Origin of the sequence: Pseudomonas sp. LTJR-52, assembly GCF_003691465.1 — a bacterium.
Classification (GTDB): domain Bacteria; phylum Pseudomonadota; class Gammaproteobacteria; order Pseudomonadales; family Pseudomonadaceae; genus Chryseomonas; species Chryseomonas luteola.
In genome coordinates, this window is the sequence record NZ_CP033105.1 from 2,036,410 (window position 1) to 2,052,449 (window position 16,040).

Consider the following 16,040-nt stretch of genomic DNA (forward strand, 5'->3'; position numbering starts at 1 on the left):
TTTCTTCCTCTTGGTTAATAAGCAGGGGCGGACGATGCAAGTGCCGCATCCAATAACTGCCGTGTATACGGGTGCTGAGGTCGTTGAAAGACATCTTCAGCACTCCCTTGTTCTACAACCTGGCCCGCTTTCATCACCAGCAGTTGGTGACTCAGCGCTCTTACAACAGCCAGGTCATGGCTGATGAACAGATAAGTCAGATTGTGTTTGGCCTGCAGATCGCGAAGCAGGTCCACGACCTGCCGCTGAACTGTTCTGTCGAGCGCTGAGGTAGGCTCATCCAGCAAGATCAACGAAGGTTTCACTATCAGGGCCCGGGCAATGGCGATGCGTTGCCGTTGCCCACCTGAAAACTCGTGAGGATAACGATGGCGGACCTCTGGATCGAGTCCTACCTCCCGTAATGCCCCGATTATTGCTGTCTCCTGTTCTTCTGGTGTTCCTATGCGATGGATTCTCAGTCCTTCTCCCACGATGTCGCTAACGGACATACGTGGACTCAGACTACCGTAAGGGTCCTGAAAGACCACTTGCATCTGTCGCCGCAACGGTCGAATTTGGGCAGAGGATAGCTGATCGAGCGCCTGATTGCCGAAGCGTATGCGGCCGCGGCTTTCCAATAGACGAAGAATGGCCAGGCCCAATGTGGTTTTACCAGAACCGCTCTCACCCACAATGCCCAAGGTTTGACCTCGTGGAACCGCTAGTGAGACGTCGTCAACGGCTTTTACGTGATCAACCGTTCGACGAAACAGCCCTTTACGAATCGGAAACCAGACGCTCAAATGTTCAGTAGCCAGTTCTACAGGTGCAGGATGGCTGGGAATCGGATCGCCACTCGGCTCCGCTGCCAGCAGTAATTGTGTGTAAGGATGCTGTGGATGTTGAAACAGCGTCTTGCACGTTTCCTGTTCGACGATGCGGCCGCGTTGCATGACACATATCCGATCGGCAATCTGACGTACCAGGTTCAAGTCATGGCTGATAAGCAGGATCGACATGCCTAATCGCTTCTGCAGATCTTTCAAAAGGTGTAGAACCTTTTGCTGAACGGTGACATCCAGTGCAGTAGTGGGCTCGTCAGCAATGAGCAGATCCGGCTCGCATGCCAGCGCCATGGCAATCATGACGCGCTGACGCTGACCGCCCGAAAGCTCATGTGGGTAAGCTGAAAGGCGGCTGGCTGGATCGGGAATGCCTACCAGATCGAGAAGTTCGATCATACGCTTGCGTGCGGCAGGACCTTTCATGCCTTTATGCAGCGCCAGGACTTCGCCTAGCTGCTTATCGAGTGTATGCAGTGGGTTGAGGGACGTCATCGGCTCCTGAAAGATCATGGCGATGCGATTCCCGCGTATTCCGTACAGTTTCCTTTCAGGCAACTTCAGCAGATCTTGGCCACCGTACAGGATACGGCCGGCAGGATAGTGGGCGGTGGACGCTGGTAATAAACGCAGCAACGAATGGGCTGTTACAGATTTGCCCGAGCCGCTTTCACCCACAAGAGCCAAGGTCTCGCCAGGGTAAATATCGAACGATACCTGCTCGACTGCACGAACTACCTCTTGTCCGTTGCGAAATTCGACGCACAGATCACGCACTTCAAGCAGTCGGGTGGTCTGCTGGGCAGAAGACGCCACGTTATTTTCGGGGGTCGAATGCATCGCGTGCCGCCTCGCCAATGAATACTAGAAGGCTTAACATCAAGGCCAATGTCACAAAGGCCGAGATGCCCAGCCAGGGCGCCTGCAGGTTTTCTTTACCCTGAGCGATCAGCTCGCCCAGGGAGGGTGCACCAGCCGGAAGCCCAAACCCTAGAAAATCCAGGGACGTCAAGGTTCCAATCGCTGCCGTGAGCAGGAAGGGAAGAAAGGTCATGGTAGCGATCATGGCGTTTGGCAGAATATGATGAAACATGATCGCAGGATCTTTCATGCCGAGCGCGCGTGCCGCACGTACATATTCAAGGTTACGGCCACGCAAGAATTCAGCGCGCACAACATCTACCAGAGACGTCCATGAAAACAGCAGCATGATGCCCAGCAGCCACCAGAAGTTAGGCTGTACAAAACTGGACAGGATGATCAGTAGGAACAGCACGGGCAAACCTGACCAGATCTCCAGAAAGCGCTGCCCTAGAAGATCTACCCAACCGCCGAAATAACCTTGTAGCGCGCCTACAAGCACGCCAATCAGGCTGCTGCCGATGGTTAGAATCAAGGCGAATAGGACCGATATGCGAAAGCCATAGATGATACGGGCCAGAACGTCTCTTGCCTGATCATCCGTTCCTAGCCAATTTTGTGCCGAGGGTGGGGCAGGGGCTGGGATATTGAGGTCGTAATTGATGCTGTCGTAGCTGAACGGAATGAGCGGCCATACCATAGAGGCTGCTTTTTCAGTCATCAGCTTTTCGAAGTAGGGGCCTTTGTAATTGGGCTCCAGAGGAAACTCACCGCCAAAGTCGGTTTCGTTGTAATGCACCAACGCAGGGAAATACCACTGATCATCAACATGAATGACCAAGGGTTTGTCATTGGCAATGAGCTCTGCGCAGAGACAAAGAACAAACAGGACGATAAACAGCCAGAGCGAATACCAGCCTCGTTTATGAGCCTTGAAGCGACTCCAGCGGCGTTGATTAAGGGGGGAAAGACGCGGCATCAGTAGTCTCGGCTTTCGAAGTCAATGCGAGGATCGATCAGCATATAAGTCAGGTCGCTGATTAATTTGGCCACCAACCCGAACAGAGTGAATAAAAACAGTGTTCCGAATACAACTGGATAATCCCGGCTCATGACTGACTCGAAGCTAAGAAGCCCGAGGCCATCCAGGGAAAAGATCACTTCAATCAATAATGAGCCGGTGAAAAATACGCCCAGTAATGCCGCAGGGACACCTGATATGACCAAAATCATGGCGTTTCGAAAAACATGCCCATAAAGGACGCGACGCTCTGTCAGGCCTTTGGCCCGTGCTGTGATGACATACTGCTTATTGATCTCGTCCAGAAAACTGTTCTTGGTCAATAACGTAAGCGTTGCAAAGCCGCCGATCACAAGGGTGGTTACCGGGAGCGCCAAGTGCCAGAAGTAGTCGACGATCTTGCCACCTAGCGTCAGTTCGTCGAAGTTGGGTGATGTCAGGCCACGCAGTGGAAACCATTGCAGGTAACTGCCGCCTGCAAACAGTACGATCAGCAGGATACCGAACAGAAAGGCTGGGATCGCATAGCCAATGACGATGGCAGAGCTGGTCCATACATCGAACGTACTGCCGTGGCGGATAGCCTTGGTAATACCGAGTGGAATGCTGACCAGATACAGAATCAGTGTGCTCCACAAGCCAAGGGAAATTGAGACCGGCAACTTCTCCAGGATAAGGTCAGTTACTTTGGCGTCCCTGAAAAAGCTCTGGCCAAAATCCAGTTGGGCATAGCTTTTTATCATCAGCCAGAAGCGCTGCGTTGCAGGTTTATCAAAGCCGTACTGCTTTTCGAGCTGCTTGATCAGATCCGCGTCCAGGCCCTGGGCGCCGCGATAATGTGTATTGCCATGCTCTGCCGACTCGCTCCCGCCGCCCGTAATGCGACTTGTTGCGCCACCCGCGCCCAAACCTTGCAGGCGAGCCATGGCTTGGTCAACAGGGCCGCCAGGAGAGGCCTGAATAATGATGAAGTTGATGAGCAAGATGCCGAACAGTGTAGGAATAATCAGCAGCAGTCGCCGCAGGGCATAGGACAGCATCAGGGGTTCACCTGCGACGTTTTGCGTGCCGTATCGCTGACTTGCCACCAAGTCATAAGGCCGAAATCGGAGTCGGGTTGCTTAGCGGGGCGTCCGAAGCGGTTCCAATAGGCAACTCGCCAGCGGTCGGTATACCAGTTGGGAACGACGTAATATCCCCAAAGCAAGGCGCGATCTAGCGCTTTGGCATGGGTAATTAATGAAGCACGAGTATCGGCGCCGATTAACATTTCCACGAGACGATCGATGGCAGGGTCCTTCAGTCCGAGCAGATTACGACTTCCAGGGTCATCTGCACTGGTTGAGTGCCAGAAGTCACGCTGTTCGTTACCGGGCGAGCTGGACTGTGGCCAGCTGAAAATTGTCATATCGAAATCGCGGGAGCGTACACGATTGACGAACTGGGATACATCTACCCGCCGAATATCCAGGGTGATACCAACTTCCGCGAGGTTGCGTTTGTAGGGCAGCAGCACTCTTTCAAAGGCGGGTTGGGCCAACATGAACTCAAAGCGCAATGGATTTCCTTGTGTATCCACCATGCGATCGTTTTCGATGTGATAGCCCGCTTCCAGCAAGAGCCGGTACGCCTCTCGTTGTTGCGGTCGGACAATTCCGCTTCCGTCGGTACGGGAAGGCGCTAGCGATTGGCTAAAGACTTGTGGAGGCAGTTGATCGCGTAGAGGTTCCAGAATCTTCAGCTCTTCTGGGCCGGGTAGTCCCCTGGCAGCCAGTTCGGAATTTTCGAAGTAACTATTGTTGCGTGTATAGGCGCCGTAGAACAGTTGACGATTGCTCCATTCAAAGTCGAATAGAAGTGCAATAGCCTGGCGTACCCGCTTGTCCTGAAACATGGGACGGCGCAGGTTGTAAATAAAAGCCTGCATGCCTTGAGGCTCATGATTAGGTATTTCTGCCTTGACGATGCGTCCTTCTCTCAAGGCCGGCGTTTCGTAAGCAGTTGCCCAATTCTTGGCGGACATCTCCTGGTTTATATCGAACTGATTCGCCTTGAACGCTTCCAGTCCTACGTTCTGGTCACGGTAGTAGTCAACCGTGATAGTGTCGAAGTTGTAGAAGCCCTTGTTAACGGCAAGATCCTTACCCCACCAGTCTTTTACACGCTCAAGCCTAAGCGAGCGCCCGGCCTGCAGGCTGGCGATTCGGTAAGGACCGCTACCAAGAGGTGGTTCCAGAGAAGACTTCCCAAAGTCCCGGCTGGCCCACCATGCGTTAGGCAGAACCGGTAGCTGCCCCAGAATAAGAGGCAGCTCACGATTTTGGGTTGTCTTGAAGTCAAAACGGACCACCAGCCGGCTCTCAGCTTTGACTTCTTTTACATCCGCGTAATAGCTGCGGTAGAGCGGATCGCCCTGATTGACCAAAGCGTTGAAGGTGAACACTACGTCATCAGCCGTGACTGGTGTTCCATCATTGAATCGAGCCTGGGGGCGCAGGTAAAAGCGAACGTAGCTGTTGTCAGAGGCTTTTTCGATCTTTTCGGCCAGCAACCCGTATTCGGTGAAAGGCTCATCCTGAGCATGAAATGTCAGCGTTTCATAAATCAGGCTGAGCTGGGCAGGGGGCGTTCCCTTGTTGTTGAAGGGATTGAGCGTATCGAAACTACCGAAGCCGGACAGGCGTAGGGTGCCGCCTTTAGGAGCATTTGGATTGGTGTAATCAAAATGACTAAAGTTTGCTGGATACTTGGGGGCCTCATCATACAAGGTAACTGCATGCTGAGGGGCGGCATGGGCGTTACTATACACCAGCCCTAGCGCGGCGGCGAAAAGAGCGCCATGAATCCAGGCAGAAAAACGAAGGGCCATCTTAGCGCTCATTGTATGTGTCGGAGAGGCTGGCTTGATCATAAGCTGTACGGCCAGGCAGAACTCTTTCTGTAAGGCGTTGAGCAGTAACGGTACCAGTTCGCTTCAGCAGGAAAAAGAGACGTATATGACTGCCTGTGACGCACCAAGACCCATTAATCGAGATACAAGGTCAAGGTCTGGCCAGGCGTGAGGTTTTTTCCACTCTTGGGATTCCACTGCTGGATAGATTGCAGTTGTACATTGAAATGTTTAGCAATCATGTACAAGGAGTCGCCCGGCTTGACTCTATAGTACGTCACGTTCTGGCGCGATTTGCTGCTGTTGGCTAGCTTGCTTGCTTTCACCGGTGCGCCATAGAGCTTGAGTACCTGGCCCGCCCTAAGGCCTTGCTTGCCCAAATTGTTCCAGCGTTTCAGGTCGCCCAGCTCGACCTTGTTGTCGCGAGCGATGGTCCAGAGATTATCGCCACTTCTGACCCGGTAGGTACGAGTCACCGGCTCCTCAACAAGGGCGGCAACGTCTTTCTGGCTAGTGACCGGTGAAATACTACCTGATACGCGAGGAATCATCAGTCTCTGGCCTGCAGCCAGTCGGCTGGACTTCAGCTTGTTGAGTGACAGGATCTGTTGAGTGCTTACGCTATAGCGATTGGCGATAGCGCCCAGGCTATCACCACGGCGCACCGTGTATTCCTGCCATCTTACGATCGCTTCAGAGGATTCATTCGCCAGGTTTTCGAGTAACAACTCGGCTTTTTCTGCCGGAATCAAGAGCTGTTTGGGTCCGTCCATGGTAACCCGACGGGTATACGCTGGGTTCAGGCGATATAGTTCGTCCTCATCGAGGTCAGCCAGCTTGGCAACTTTAGCAAGATCCAGGTGCTGCTTGATCTTGACGACTTCGAAATAGGGCTCGTTGGCAATCGAGTCCAGTTGGATGCCGTATGATTCCGGGTTCATGATCAGCTGGGAAACGGCCAGCAGCTTGGGTACGTAGTCCTGTGTTTCCTGTGGAAGCGAAGACAGGTTCCAGTAGTCAGTAGGCAATCCGAGCTTTTGGTTGCGTTCAATGGCGCGACCTACAGTACCCTCGCCGGCGTTATAGGCTGCCAGTGCCAGTAGCCAGTCGCCATTGAACATATCGTGGAGTTTGGAAAGATAATCGAGCGCTGCGTTGGTAGACGCCGTGATATCCAGTCGTCCATCGTACCAGCGAGTCTGTTGCAGGTTGAAATAGCGCCCGGTAGTGGGAATGAATTGCCAGATCCCGGCCGCCTCGCTGCGTGAAAGCGCAAAGGGGTTGAAGGAGCTTTCTACAATCGGAAGCAGGGCAAGCTCAAGGGGCATATTCCGCTCTTCAAGCCTTTCGACAATATAGTGCAGGTACAGTCCGCCCCGGTTAGCCGATTTTTCGATATTGGCCGGGTTGCTGACATACCAGAGCCGCTGCTGCTCGATACGAGGATTTACGCCGATTTCGCTTTGCAGCTGAAAGCCACTGCGCATGCGATCCCAGATATCCTTGGGTGCCTTGTTCTGGGTGCCGAGCTTTATCCACTCGGGCTCCCGATGCATATTGATATTGCTGCTCAGGCTGTCTTCTGGGAGATAGCGTTCCTGGCCTTTAGGCGCCATTCCCTGACAGCCCGCCAGGAAGACAGCAAGGAAAAGAGCAGAAAGTTTCGCGGTGCGAGCCAGTCCGTCTACGTCGGCATTATGTGGCGGCTGTGGCGGCATTAGCTGAGTGCATCCCCGGAAAAATTTGCGCGATTCTAGGAATGCCGCTCCGCAGGGTCAAGATTGACTAGTCCTCAGAAATGATCTTTCCATGCGCGTAAGGTAGTGAAAACCTCTACTTCCGAGCGGGTTGGAAAGCCATTTCTTTCGTCCGCAGCGCGTTTGACAGAAGGGGTTGAACAGCGCATGAACGGGTTCGTAGCAAGCTCTAGCTCTAGGGTAGAGGGGAGCGTCATTTCGCCTCGCTCGCGCATGGCTTCTACCTGCCTGTATCGTTTGGTCAGCTCGTTATTAGTCGGTTCTACAGCATGAGCAAAACGCAAGTTGTTCAGCGTATATTCATGTGCACAGTACACTTTGGTCGTGGGCGCAAGCTGAGCAAACTTACGCAACGAGTCATGCATTTGTGCAGGTGTCCCTTCAAACAATCGGCCGCAGCCGCCTGCAAATAGAGTATCGCCGCAGAACAGCAAAGGCTGAGCGCCGTTACGAACATAGGCAATATGGCCCAAGGTATGTCCAGGAACATGCAGGACGTGAAAGGGGCGCTCAAAAACTTCAAGGCTGTCGCCTTCATTAAGTGCGGTGTCCAGACAGGGTACGCCTTCCAGTGCCGGACCGTAGACGTGTGCCGCTGTCGCTCCTTTGAGCGCCTGCACACCGCCTACGTGATCGTGATGGTGGTGAGTGAGAAGAATGTCTGTAAGCGTCCATCCGGGATGCCGTTCCAGCCATTCAAGGACAGGGGCAGCATCGCCTGGATCTACTACGGCACAACGTTTGGAAGACGGATCCTGCAACAACCAGATGTAGTTGTCGGAAAAGGCGGGAAGGGCGTCTATCTGAATCATGTGCGGTAACTACCGTTAGATGTGCAAAATTGCATATTAGGCGTTTATGAGTTTCAGAAGCGAGCACTAAAGCAGTGTCGTGCGTTTATCGCTTGTCGGAAGTCTGCAAGCAATCATGAAAAGATACAGTCTTCATGTATAGAACTGTTTAAAGTCTGTAGATTGCTGTCCATCGTCGGGGACACTTGCTGTTTGGTATCGAGGGTGCCGCCTTGGTGCTCAAGCGTCTCTAAATCCAGGTGCTCTATAGCACCTCTGGAGGAAAAGCATATGGTAAATGACGCATTCGCCCAGGCTGATGAGCGTTGGTTGACGCTGATGCGCTCGGCTCGCCAGTGGCTTGATGGTCCGTTGGGCCAGTTAATGATTGAGGAAGAGGAACGCCTGCTTTCCGAGGAGCTGAAGCGCCACTTTGGAGGTTATCTGGTCCACTATGGTCCTTCCTTGAAGATCCCTCCAGGCGCAGACCAGTTACGTCATGGCGTACGTCTTGGGCCGCCGTTTCCAGGTGTCGATATCGCCTGCGAAGAAGGTGCCTGGCCACTGGGTGAAAATGCAGCAGATGTGGTGTTGCTCCAGCACGGTCTGGATTTCTGTCTTTCACCCCATCGCTTGCTGAGAGAGGCTGCCCTTAGCGTAAGGCCCGGTGGGCATCTGCTGATTCTTGGTATCAACCCTTGGAGTACCTGGGGTGTCAGGCATTATTTTGCCCGCGACGCGTTTCGCAAGGCCCGTTGTATTGGTGCCAGCCGTGTAGCTGATTGGTTGGCATTGCTGGGATTCGCGTTGGAGAAACGTCGGTTCGGGTGTTATCGTCCGCCGCTTTCTTCGCCGGTTTGGCAGAATCGTTTGTCTTGGTTGGAGCGCAATCGGGAAGGCGAGCCCTCGCCAGGTGCAGGCTTCTATTTATTGTCGGCTCGCAAGCTGATGGTCGGGCTTCGTCCCTTGCCACAGACCCGCCGTGAACCCCGTGGAAAGCTGATTCCCATGCCGGTTGCCAAGGTGAGCCGTCGCGAAACGAGCGGAACGAATGAGTGACATCGTAGAGATCTACACGGACGGTGCCTGCAAGGGAAATCCTGGCCCTGGCGGTTGGGGTGCCTTGCTGGTCTACAAGGGCAACGAGCGGGAATTGTGGGGCGGGGAGGCCGTTACGACCAACAATCGAATGGAGCTGATGGCCGCCATCCGCGCGCTTGAAGCGCTCAAGCGTTCATGTCACGTACGAATCGTGACAGATTCCGAATACGTGATGCGTGGTATCACAGAGTGGTTGCGTGGCTGGAAGGCTCGCGGCTGGAAAACTGCTGCCAAACAGCCGGTCAAGAATGCCGATTTGTGGCAAGCCCTCGATGCCCAGGTGGCTCGACATGAAGTCGAGTGGGAGTGGGTAAGAGGACATACCGGGCATCACGGTAACGAGCGGGCTGACCAGCTGGCTAATCGTGGTGTTGATGAGATCCGTGCCCTGCGGACAGTGTGATAGGTGACTTTAGATGCGTAGCGTAGTACTCGATACGGAAACAACCGGTATGCCCGTTACCGACGGGCACCGAATCATCGAGATTGGTGGTGTTGAGGTTATTGGTCGTCGACTGACGGGCCGGCATTTTCATGTCTACCTCAATCCTGATCGCGAGATTGACGAAGGTGCTATCGCCGTTCACGGCATCACCAGTGAGTTCCTGGCGGACAAGCCGCGCTTTCGTGACATTGCAGAAGAATTCTTTGAGTTTATCAAGGGCGCTGAGCTGATCATTCATAACGCCGCGTTCGACATCGGCTTTATCAATAACGAGTTTCGTCTGCTAGGTGATCGACCTGAGTGGGCAGAGATTACAGATCATTGCACGGTACTCGATACTCTCATGATGGCGCGTGGGCGTCATCCAGGTCAGCGTAATAGCCTGGATGCGCTGTGCAAGCGTTATGGAGTGGATAACTCGAACCGCGAGCTGCACGGCGCCTTGTTGGACTCTGAGATCCTGGCCGATGTTTATCTGGCCATGACCGGTGGGCAGACCTCTCTGTCCCTTGCCGGGCAGGGGCAGGAAGGTAATGGAAATGACAGCGGTATCAGCCCGATTCGCCGTCTGCCAGTGGACCGTGCCAGGACGCGAGTCATCAAGGCAAGTGAGGCTGAATTGGCTGATCATGCTGCGCGTCTGGCTGCCATTGAGAAATCTGCAGGCGCCCCAGCGTTATGGGCTCAGATGGAAGAGCAAACCACCCAGCATTGACCTCTTTTATACCTTGGCAGTTTAGGTGAACTGCCAAGGTTGTTTCCCTATCGCTATGTCTTCGCAGCTGAACAGTTCCTGTCAAAATGTCACGCAGACGCTCGGAAACGCCTGTTTGGCACATCAGTGCAAATATTTCGAATTATCAACTGAACCGTATTGCTTTATGATGTGACTAAAGTCGCAGTATGAGTAGCGGCATATCGCTATCAAGGCAAGGCGGCTTTTGATTGTCCGCTACCCCGTTTTCGAGAATCGTTCCAGCTTGGAAGAGGAGCAGATGGAAGAATTCAGCGCGTTCCGTCTTGAGCGTGTCGATAAGGTCGCTCATGTGATTATCAATCGACCCGAAAAGATCAATGCCATGAACGCTGAGTTCTGGCAGGAGATACGCAGTCTCTTTCACTGGGCTGATCAAGAGCGTTCAGTACGGGCCGTTGTGCTGTCAGGCGCAGGTCCTCATTTTTCTTCCGGTATAGACCTTTCGTTACTTGGCGAGACCGCCGGTCAGCTTGGACGTGACGTAGGCCGCAATTCGGAGTTATTACGCTCCAAGATTCTTGAACTTCAATCGTCTTTGAACGCAGTCGATCAGTGTCGCAAGCCGGTTCTGGCTGCTATCCAGGGATATTGCCTGGGTGGGGCTGTTGACCTGATAGCCGCATGCGACATGCGTTATGCCACAGCCGGAGCTCAATTTGCCTTGAAGGAAATTGATCTAGGCATGGTGGCTGACCTGGGCTCATTGCAACGCCTGCCTCATCTGGTCGGTGAAGGCATGCTGCGAGAGCTGGCTTACACAGGGCGATCTTTCAGTGGTGAGGAAGCGTATTCCATGGGGCTGGTCAACCGTATCTATGCAACGGCTGAGCAGATGATGGAAGACGTATTTTTATTGGCGCATACCATCGCTGCCAAATCACCGCTGGCTATACGCGGTACTAAGACGATGATCGGTTATATGCGTGATCATCGGGTAAATGAGGGGTTGGATTACATCGCCACATGGAATGCGGCAATGCTGCAATCAACCGATTTGCGTATCGCATTGGCGGCGCAAATGAGCAGGCAAACTCCGGAGTTTCCGGACTGATGGCAAGCGGATGTAGCGCAGGAGGCGTTTGACGGTATGGTTACCGGAGCGAGAGCACTGAGTCTGGTGCGCGACGAATTGTTCGCGACCATCGATCAGGCTGAACAGAATTTAGAGCGTTTCATTATGGAGCGGCACTGCAGTAGTCTGCTCCAGCGTGCCGTCGAGTGCATTTATCAGATTCGCGGTGCCCTTTCCCTTATTGAGCTGGCTGGAGCCGAGCTACTCGCCCACGAAACATTTGAGCTGGTGACTGACATTCCGGCAGGTGCTGGCGCAGAGCGTGACGACCATTTGATGGCGCTCTGTCACGCCCTGCATGTATTGCGTCGTTACCTTGAGCAGTTCCGCAGCCGTTATGAAGAAATGCCGGAGCTGTTACTGCCTGCTATTAACGAGTTGCGTCGCGTGACGGGGCAACCCGCGTTACCTGAATGCTATTTCTTCACGGTCCGGCTGGATCTGCCACGTAACCCTGTCTCACGTACTGATGACTTGTCTCTCAACGAGCAGCGCAGTCTAGCGCGTCGCATGCGGCAAATGTATCAGATTGGCTTGCTGGGCCTGCTTAAGGAGCAGAACCCCAAGGCGAGCCTCAACTTGATGGAGCGTGCACTGACGCGCCTCGACCATCTTTTATGTGATCAAGCGGGAGCAAGGCTGTGTTGGGTCGGTGCGGCTGCTATTGAAGCTTTTCGAGAGGGCGACCTGCTACTTCACCGGTCCCGGAAGCATCTGTTTTCGCGTCTTGACCGTGAGCTCCGTCAGCTGTTGACGGTACCGGAGTACGAACCGCCTCGTAGTATCCTGAAGGATCTCCTGTACCTTATCGCCTTGTCGGAAAGCTCGGGTGCCCGCGCTGAAGAGCTGCGAGAAGCGTTCTCCATCGATACGCTGCCCTATACCGACGCGATGCTCGACAGAGAATATCGCAGGCTGACAGGACCAAGCCAGGCGGTTATGCAATCGCTTTCGCAAGCGATTCATGAAGAGTTGGCAACCGTTAAGGAACTGCTGGATCTTGTAGAGCGGCGTGTGGCTGAGCCTGATGCATATGCCCGACTCTATATCCAGCTGGGTATTCTGGCGAAGACATTGATCATGGTAGGACAGCCTTCCGCGGGTCAAGCCCTGCAAGCACATTTGCCCGTGCTGAATCAGTGGGCCAAAGCCGGAGCGGTAGAACAGGTACAGCTCGATAATCTCGCCGATGCCATCCTTTATGTGGAAAGCTTGGTTTCCTGTTTTGAGCACGAAACCGACAAGGAAACCTGCCCAGTACCCGCGTCGCCGGGGCAGGAGGGCGAGTCGTTTGGCAACCACCTGTTGAACGAGGCTCAGATGCTATTACTAGCTGAAGCCAAGACGGGGCTTTCCAATGCCAAGCAATCCATTTCGGCGTATCTGGACGCCAGGGGTGAAGCCATACACCTGGCCAATGTCCCTGCAACGTTGCATAACGTGAGAGGTGCTCTGTTGTTTCTGGAGCATACCCGTGCGGCGGAACTGACTGGTATCTGCGCCCAGTATATTCAGGCGCATATGGTGAATAATTTGAACATGCCGACTGCTTCGCTACTCGAAGTACTGGCGGATGCATTGAGCAGCATCGAGTTCTTCCTTGAAAGCGGCGCAATGGCGTCCCGTTCTGGGCAGCCCGATATCCTCGAGCTGGCTACCGAGAGTGTAAGTGCCCTAGGGTGGAGGCCTGTTGCCGCAGCATGAGTCATTGGGAGCCGGGTTGCCTGGACCTGTCAGGCAGTGTTGATAGTTTGATCATTGTCCATAGTCCGATGGGTTTTCTGACCCGAGAAGACAATGTTCTGTTTTCTCAGAGTTCTCCGTTTTTAAAAGAGCTGACAACATCCGGTATCTACGGCTTGGGCTATTTCGATGGACAGGCTGTTGCCTTGTATGAAGTCGTGTCTGCTCCCGAACTTGAAGGTTATGAGTGGCAGCCTCTTCGTCCGTTGATGCTCAAGGCCGAGCATGCCGTCTTCAAGATGTTGGGTTATGCCGCACAGATTGGCACTTGGGCGAACGACCATCGTTACTGTGGCCGCTGCGCCACGCCTACTGTGATCATCAAAGGGCAGCGTGGGCTTAATTGTCCTGCTTGCGGCCTGACCCAGTATCCACGCTTGTCACCCAGTATCATTGTGCTGATTACTCGGGATGATGAAGTCTTACTGGCGCGCTCTCCGCGCTTCGCACCGGGCGTTTACAGTACCTTGGCTGGGTTTGTAGAGCCAGGTGAGACCATCGAGGCGTGCGTGGCGCGTGAGGTCAAGGAAGAGGTAGCCGTCGACGTCAAGAACCTGCACTACCTGGGAAGTCAGAGCTGGCCCTTTCCTCACTCATTAATGCTGGGCTTCCATGCCGAGTATGCTGGCGGAGATATTGTTTGCCAGCCGGAGGAAATCGAAGATGCCCAATGGTTCAAGCTGGATAATCTGCCCCAGCTGCCAGCCAAACAGTCCATTGCCCGTTTCCTCATAGAGCTTTATATCGCGCGCAGGCTAGGCATGCCCGAACCAGTGTTGCCAGACTAAACGCGCCGTCAGTGCCAGTACGACTAGAATAAACAGGGGGCGTATGAATTTTGCGCCTCCGGCTATGGCGGTATGGGCGCCCAGGTAGGCGCCAAACATCAGCGAAATACCCATGGTCAGTCCAAGCATCCAGACCACTTGGCCAAGGCAGATAAACACCGCCAGGGCTACGCCATTGCTGACAAAATTCATCGTGCGTGCTACGCCGCTGGCCCTAACGAGATCGATCCGGTAAAGAATGAGTGTGCTGATCGTCCAGAAAGCGCCCGTGCCTGGTCCGATCAAACCATCGTAAAACCCCAGTCCCAGCCCTTGTGGCCATTGCCGCTTCCGAGGGATCTGAGCATCAGCATCCAGCGGAGCTTCAGGCAGCCGACCAAACAGCAGGTAGATACCGCATCCGAATACGGCGAGCGGAAGTAGCCGGTCCAGCCAATGTGCAGGAAGATAATGTGCGCCGATTGCACCTGCGGCTGCGCCCAGTGCGGTAGCGCTCAGGGCATTTTTCCATTTGAGGGGCGTAAACAGTTTCTTGCGATAGAACGTATAGGCTGCCGTTGCGCTGCCAAAGGTCGAACTCAGCTTGTTCGTACCCAGTACCAAGTGAGGAGGTACGCCAGCAAGGAGCAGGGCGGGAACCGTCAGCAGGCCGCCTCCGCCAGCAATGGCATCGATGAAGCCTGCAAGAAAGGCAACGGCCGCGAGGATAATGAGTGTGATGGGTTCAAGCGCAAAATCATAAGGCATAACTACAGCTCGACAAGACCGCCATCCCGGCGGGGCGGGCCGTATAGTGCCTAATAATGGAGGTGTTAGAAAGCCCAGGCGGTTATGCCAAGAGGCCACCGTCGACGTTTAGGATCGTACCGGTGGTATAGCTTGACGCATCACTGGCAAGGTACAGCACTGCGCCAGCCATCTCGTCCGGTTGTGCGACACGCTTGAGTGGGATCTGCTGAAGCGCCAGATTGAGGATGGAGGGATTATTGACCAATGCTGATGCAAAGCGTGTATCGGTAAGGCCGGGAAGCAAGGCGTTGCAGCGGATGCCAAAACTGGCGCATTCCTTGGCAAAGACTTTGGTGAGGTTGATAACCGCCGCCTTTGTGATGGAGTAAACACCCTGCATGAGGCCCGGCGAAACGCCGTTGACCGAGGCTATGTTAATAATGCTTCCGCCCGTGCCGGCTTGGCGCATCAATTTGCCCGCCTCGATGGACATGAACAGATATCCGCGGATATTGACATCAACCGTCTTTTGAAATGCCTCGGCGTCCGTGTCGAGAATATGCCCGAACTGCGGATTGATAGCGGCATTGTTAACCAGGATATCTAAAGAGCCAAAGCGCTCACCGATGTGGATAAACGTCTGCCTGATCTGATCAAGGTCCCCGATATGGCAGGGCATGACGGTTGCCTGACCGCCAGTCTGGTTAATCGCGTCTGCAACCAATTGGCAGCCGTCGGCCTTGCGGCTGGATACGATGACATGAGCACCCTGCGCAGCGAGCAAATGGGCGATAGCAGCACCTATGCCGCGGCTTGCGCCAGAGACAAATGCTGTCTTGCCGGCAAGATCGAACGCTACGCTCATGTCATTTCTCCGCTATAAAAAAGCCGGAGCATGCTCCGGCTTTCACGTGCTTAGTTAGGGAACAATTCGCTGAGCTTCATGGCCAGCATCATGTTGCCTTCGGCGCGAACCTTGCCAGCCATGAAGGCCTGCATGCCATCCGTTTCGCCAGAAACGATGCCTTTGAGCGTGTCGGTATTCATGATGAGCGTGCAATCCGGCTCGTCAGCATTGCCTGCCTTGACGTCGCAAGTCTGATCTTTCACAACCAGGTGATAATTCTCACCATCTTCGATGTCAAACTGATAAGTGAGATCCAGGCCGGCGGCCGCATCAGGATTGAACTTGCTTTTCAGGTTTTTGATGATGTCAGCACTGCTCATATGCGGAATCCTTAGGGGGTCGTACGTGAATGCG

The 16,040-nt window shown here is 54.0% G+C and carries 15 protein-coding genes; 6 read left to right on the forward strand and 9 right to left on the reverse strand.

The features are described from left to right. Positions 1–14: 14 nt before the first annotated feature. The 6 genes from EAW52_RS09525 to gloB form a co-directional block, all read right to left on the reverse strand. Positions 15–1,664 (reverse strand): ABC transporter ATP-binding protein, encoded by a 1,650-nt coding sequence (locus EAW52_RS09525; protein ID WP_122042229.1) that lies wholly within the window; start codon positions 1,662–1,664, stop codon positions 15–17. After that, positions 1,642–2,664 carry an ABC transporter permease gene (locus tag EAW52_RS09530; RefSeq protein WP_010794867.1) on the reverse strand — a complete coding sequence of 341 codons (1,023 nt, stop codon included), beginning with the start codon at positions 2,662–2,664 and terminating at the stop codon, positions 1,642–1,644. The genes EAW52_RS09525 and EAW52_RS09530 overlap by 23 nt, the downstream gene beginning before the upstream one ends. Continuing rightward, positions 2,664–3,746, reverse strand: a complete 1,083-nt coding sequence (locus EAW52_RS09535) for a microcin C ABC transporter permease YejB (protein ID WP_122042230.1) — start codon at positions 3,744–3,746, stop codon at positions 2,664–2,666. Before EAW52_RS09535 ends, EAW52_RS09530 begins: the two co-directional genes overlap by 1 nt. After that, a complete protein-coding gene (locus tag EAW52_RS09540) occupies positions 3,746–5,575 on the reverse strand; it encodes an extracellular solute-binding protein (protein WP_122042231.1) in 1,830 nt (609 codons plus the stop codon). Before EAW52_RS09540 ends, EAW52_RS09535 begins: the two co-directional genes overlap by 1 nt. 155 nt (positions 5,576–5,730) lie before the next feature. Beyond that, positions 5,731–7,314 (reverse strand): LysM peptidoglycan-binding domain-containing protein, encoded by a 1,584-nt coding sequence (locus EAW52_RS09545; protein WP_122042232.1) that lies wholly within the window; start codon positions 7,312–7,314, stop codon positions 5,731–5,733. A 74-nt stretch (positions 7,315–7,388) separates the two neighbouring features. Then, on the reverse strand, positions 7,389–8,165 hold the full coding sequence (gene gloB, locus EAW52_RS09550; protein WP_122042233.1) for a hydroxyacylglutathione hydrolase: 777 nt from the start codon (positions 8,163–8,165) through the stop codon (positions 7,389–7,391). Between the two features lie 270 nt (positions 8,166–8,435). Between gloB and EAW52_RS09555 the strand changes: the two genes are divergently transcribed. The 6 genes from EAW52_RS09555 to nudC all read left to right on the forward strand — a co-directional run bounded on the left by EAW52_RS09555 (position 8,436) and on the right by nudC (position 14,050). Further along, the gene (locus EAW52_RS09555; RefSeq protein ID WP_122042234.1) at positions 8,436–9,203 is read left to right on the forward strand and encodes a methyltransferase domain-containing protein; all 768 of its coding nucleotides are present in this window, start codon (positions 8,436–8,438) and stop codon (positions 9,201–9,203) included. Next, positions 9,196–9,648, forward strand: coding sequence for a ribonuclease HI (gene rnhA / locus EAW52_RS09560; RefSeq protein ID WP_010794861.1), 453 nt, complete (start codon positions 9,196–9,198; stop codon positions 9,646–9,648). Before EAW52_RS09555 ends, rnhA begins: the two co-directional genes overlap by 8 nt. Before the next feature lie 13 nt (positions 9,649–9,661). Beyond that, positions 9,662–10,405, forward strand: a complete 744-nt coding sequence (gene dnaQ / locus EAW52_RS09565) for a DNA polymerase III subunit epsilon (RefSeq protein ID WP_122042235.1) — start codon at positions 9,662–9,664, stop codon at positions 10,403–10,405. A gap of 280 nt (positions 10,406–10,685) precedes the next feature. Beyond that, positions 10,686–11,498, forward strand: a complete 813-nt coding sequence (locus EAW52_RS09570) for a crotonase/enoyl-CoA hydratase family protein (RefSeq protein ID WP_122044759.1) — start codon at positions 10,686–10,688, stop codon at positions 11,496–11,498. A 36-nt stretch (positions 11,499–11,534) separates the two neighbouring features. After that, positions 11,535–13,223 carry a ferrous iron transporter B gene (locus tag EAW52_RS09575; protein ID WP_122042236.1) on the forward strand — a complete coding sequence of 563 codons (1,689 nt, stop codon included), beginning with the start codon at positions 11,535–11,537 and terminating at the stop codon, positions 13,221–13,223. After that, a complete protein-coding gene (gene nudC, locus EAW52_RS09580) occupies positions 13,220–14,050 on the forward strand; it encodes an NAD(+) diphosphatase (protein ID WP_122042237.1) in 831 nt (276 codons plus the stop codon). Before EAW52_RS09575 ends, nudC begins: the two co-directional genes overlap by 4 nt. Here the strand turns inward: nudC and EAW52_RS09585 are convergent. From EAW52_RS09585 to EAW52_RS09595, 3 genes are all read right to left on the reverse strand, one after another. After that, positions 14,018–14,797: a TSUP family transporter gene (locus EAW52_RS09585; RefSeq protein ID WP_122042238.1), complete on the reverse strand. Its 780-nt coding sequence runs from the start codon at positions 14,795–14,797 to the stop codon at positions 14,018–14,020. The two genes, nudC and EAW52_RS09585, sit on opposite strands and share 33 nt — an antisense overlap. 82 nt (positions 14,798–14,879) lie before the next feature. Beyond that, positions 14,880–15,644 carry an SDR family oxidoreductase gene (locus EAW52_RS09590; protein ID WP_122042239.1) on the reverse strand — a complete coding sequence of 255 codons (765 nt, stop codon included), beginning with the start codon at positions 15,642–15,644 and terminating at the stop codon, positions 14,880–14,882. A gap of 50 nt (positions 15,645–15,694) precedes the next feature. Further along, positions 15,695–16,006, reverse strand: coding sequence for an SCP2 sterol-binding domain-containing protein (locus EAW52_RS09595; protein ID WP_122042240.1), 312 nt, complete (start codon positions 16,004–16,006; stop codon positions 15,695–15,697). Between the last annotated feature and the right edge of the window lie 34 nt (positions 16,007–16,040).

Coding starts and splice junctions, on each gene's coding strand:
- EAW52_RS09525 (WP_122042229.1), bottom strand. CDS start 1,664: ATGCATTCGACCCCCGAAAATAACGTGGCGTCTTCTGCCCAGCAGACC.
- EAW52_RS09530 (WP_010794867.1), bottom strand. CDS start 2,664: ATGCCGCGTCTTTCCCCCCTTAATCAACGCCGCTGGAGTCGCTTCAAG.
- EAW52_RS09535 (WP_122042230.1), bottom strand. CDS start 3,746: ATGCTGTCCTATGCCCTGCGGCGACTGCTGCTGATTATTCCTACACTG.
- EAW52_RS09540 (WP_122042231.1), bottom strand. CDS start 5,575: ATGGCCCTTCGTTTTTCTGCCTGGATTCATGGCGCTCTTTTCGCCGCC.
- EAW52_RS09545 (WP_122042232.1), bottom strand. CDS start 7,314: ATGCCGCCACAGCCGCCACATAATGCCGACGTAGACGGACTGGCTCGC.
- gloB (WP_122042233.1), bottom strand. CDS start 8,165: ATGATTCAGATAGACGCCCTTCCCGCCTTTTCCGACAACTACATCTGG.
- EAW52_RS09555 (WP_122042234.1), top strand. CDS start 8,436: ATGGTAAATGACGCATTCGCCCAGGCTGATGAGCGTTGGTTGACGCTG.
- rnhA (WP_010794861.1), top strand. CDS start 9,196: ATGAGTGACATCGTAGAGATCTACACGGACGGTGCCTGCAAGGGAAAT.
- dnaQ (WP_122042235.1), top strand. CDS start 9,662: ATGCGTAGCGTAGTACTCGATACGGAAACAACCGGTATGCCCGTTACC.
- EAW52_RS09570 (WP_122044759.1), top strand. CDS start 10,686: ATGGAAGAATTCAGCGCGTTCCGTCTTGAGCGTGTCGATAAGGTCGCT.
- EAW52_RS09575 (WP_122042236.1), top strand. CDS start 11,535: ATGGTTACCGGAGCGAGAGCACTGAGTCTGGTGCGCGACGAATTGTTC.
- nudC (WP_122042237.1), top strand. CDS start 13,220: ATGAGTCATTGGGAGCCGGGTTGCCTGGACCTGTCAGGCAGTGTTGAT.
- EAW52_RS09585 (WP_122042238.1), bottom strand. CDS start 14,797: ATGCCTTATGATTTTGCGCTTGAACCCATCACACTCATTATCCTCGCG.
- EAW52_RS09590 (WP_122042239.1), bottom strand. CDS start 15,644: ATGAGCGTAGCGTTCGATCTTGCCGGCAAGACAGCATTTGTCTCTGGC.
- EAW52_RS09595 (WP_122042240.1), bottom strand. CDS start 16,006: ATGAGCAGTGCTGACATCATCAAAAACCTGAAAAGCAAGTTCAATCCT.